The sequence below is a fragment of the Nocardia otitidiscaviarum NBRC 14405 genome (assembly GCF_000308635.1).
GTDB classification, from domain to species: Bacteria; Actinomycetota; Actinomycetes; order Mycobacteriales; family Mycobacteriaceae; genus Nocardia; species Nocardia otitidiscaviarum.
Genome location: NZ_BAGD01000221.1, coordinates 1 through 395, shown reverse-complemented (window position 1 = coordinate 395; position 395 = coordinate 1). Strand labels below are relative to the sequence as shown.

Annotated in this window: 1 pseudogene; it reads right to left on the bottom strand. The window is 62.8% G+C overall.

From position 1 onward, the window contains the following. Positions 1-301, bottom strand: a pseudogene (locus ON31_RS29410) (hypothetical protein); the annotation flags it as partial. Between the last annotated feature and the right edge of the window lie 94 nt (positions 302-395).

Genomic DNA, 395 nt, shown 5'->3' with positions numbered 1-395 from the left:
TGCCGGGGTGCGCGATGCGCCGGGTCGTCGCGTTGCCCTCGAGGCAGGTGAAAACCCTGCTTTCCTTGTAGTTCTTGAAACCCTTGCGGTACAGGCCGATTCCCCAGCCGAAATGCTCGGTCACGTCCCATTCGCGGGCGTTGGTGATACCGGAGTCGCCGTTGAGGATTCCGGCGTTGTCCCAGGTGCTATCGAACTCGTCGGCGATGGTGGCGGGCATGTTCGGGGTGAGGGTCTTGCCGACGAAAACCGCTGCGTCGGCGAAGATCTGCACCATGTCGGGATTACGGGTAAGTGCCATGGCTGGCTATCCCCTTTCGTGAGGATGAGCGGTTACTCGGGTCGGCGTGGTTCCCCCACCCGAAAGGGGCAGGTGGCCTGTGGGTTTCAGCCCG